Source organism: Polaromonas sp. P1_G4, from assembly GCF_056405475.1.
The window spans coordinates 1-1,884 of sequence record NZ_JBFUCA010000669.1 but is presented as its reverse complement, the minus strand read 5'-3'; the positions used below and the strand labels follow the sequence as shown (position 1 = coordinate 1,884).

The 1,884-nt window shown below is 60.6% G+C and carries 2 protein-coding genes; both read left to right on the top strand.

The features are described from left to right. The first annotated feature begins 1 nt into the window (after position 1). Positions 2 to 1,186, top strand: coding sequence for a YihY family inner membrane protein (locus AC1D1X_RS22025; protein WP_477699189.1), 1,185 nt, complete (start codon positions 2 to 4; stop codon positions 1,184 to 1,186). A gap of 177 nt (positions 1,187 to 1,363) precedes the next feature. After that, positions 1,364 to 1,570, top strand: a complete 207-nt coding sequence (locus AC1D1X_RS22020) for a hypothetical protein (RefSeq protein WP_477673826.1) — start codon at positions 1,364 to 1,366, stop codon at positions 1,568 to 1,570. Positions 1,571 to 1,884: the final 314 nt, after the last annotated feature.

Below are 1,884 nucleotides of genomic sequence, written 5' to 3'. Positions count from 1 at the left end.
CTTGAGCGACCTGTCGCGCTTTCCGTGGCGCGGCACAGCGCTCACGCTGCGTGACCGTTTCCGGGAAGACCACATGGGCCTGACCGCCAGCAGCCTGACCTTCACCACCTCGATCGCGCTGGTGCCGTTTTTTACGGTGGCGCTGGCCATCTTTACGGCCTTCCCGATGTTCTCGAAGTTGCAGGGCGCCCTGCAGGCCTGGCTGATTCAGAGCCTGATCCCCGACAACATCGCCCGCCAGGTGCTGGGTTACCTGACGCAATTCAGCCGCCAGGCCAATAAGCTGGGCATCGCGGGCCTGGCCGTGCTTCTGGTCACGGCCATCGCGCTCATCCTGACCATTGACCGAACGCTCAACGGTATCTGGCGCGTCAAAAAGGCGCGGCCACTGACGCAGCGTGTGCTCATTTATTGGGCTGCCATTACCTTGGGGCCGCTGCTGCTGGCGGCCAGCCTGGCGGTCACTTCTTATGTGCTGTCGGCCTCGGGCGGCCTGGTGGGCGCTTTGCCCGTCAGCCTGCGTTTTCTGCTCAGCGTCCTGCAGTTTTTCCTGGTGGCGGGGGGCATGGCGGCGATGTACCGCTATGTGCCCAATACCTACGTGAAGTGGTCGCATGCCTGGGTAGGGGGCCTGTTTGTGGCTGCGGGCATTGAGGTGGCCAAACGCGTGCTGAGCCTGTATCTGGGCGCCGTGCCGACCTATTCGCTGGTGTATGGCGCGTTCGCTACCTTGCCCATCCTCCTTGTATGGATTTATGTGTCCTGGGTCATCGTGCTGATGGGCGCTGTGATTGCCGCGTACCTGCCCAGTCTCCTGGCCGGAGTGGCCCGCCGCGGCAGCGCACATGGCTGGCATTTCCAGCTGGCCATTGAAGTGCTCCAGCAGTTGCACCGGGCACTGGCCACCCCGCGCAAGGGTGTCAGCGCTTCGCAGCTGGCCGAGCTCCTCCAGGTGGACGGGCTGCAGCTGGAGCCGGTACTGGAAACACTGGTTGCGCTGGACTGGGTAGGCCAGCTCAATGAAGCCGAGGGTGAGGTGGAAGCCCGTTACCTGCTGCTGGCCGACCCCGACACCACGCCGCTGGAGCCATTGATACAGCAACTGCTGCTGGACAAGGCCGAAGCGGTTCAGGGCCTGTGGGAAAAGGCCCGGTGGCCGGCCATACGGCTACGCGACGCGCTGTAAACCGCCGACTCCGACCCGCCAACCCCGCACATCAGCAGGTTTCGGAGCTAGTCCATCCGGACTAAAAACCAGTCCCTGTTTGGGGATATTTGTGACTGCCTGCGTGTTGTAACAAAATCAGGCTTTTGATTTTTTCACGCACTGACAATGCCATCAAAAACACCAACCAGGGAAAAATTGGACGGCGCCATTGCCCATGAACGGCAGGCGCACCAGGAAGCCCGACAGATCTACGAAGAGCTGACGGCGAAAATGTGGGCCTACCAGACCGGCCAGGGCCCGGCGCCCACCAATAAAGACTTCGAAATGTGGAGTCAGGCCGTGGAGCAGCGCGTCAAGGTCAAGCAGTTGGGCATCCGGGTAGACGGCGAGTCCGGCCTTTAATTTTTTGCGTCGCGCCTTCGCGGCGGTTCAGGCGCATACCCGCATCGTTTTGCCCTCCTGACGTGGCCTCCTTGCGATTTGGCAAGACTCCGCTTCAGCCCAAATGCGTGCCAGGAGGCAGGTTTGAGCCCGTTTTCAAGCCTGATTGCCTCATCCTGCAAAAGCCGTTCGGGTGACGTAAGCCTTGTAAGAATTTTTATGCTGCACCGCACAAATTTTCGCCCGTTAGGCCTTCAGGCGCGCGGGAGGAATTCTTACAAGACCATCTTTATGCTTACGCCACGATTCTCTTCATCTGTTGCAATCCCCTCAAT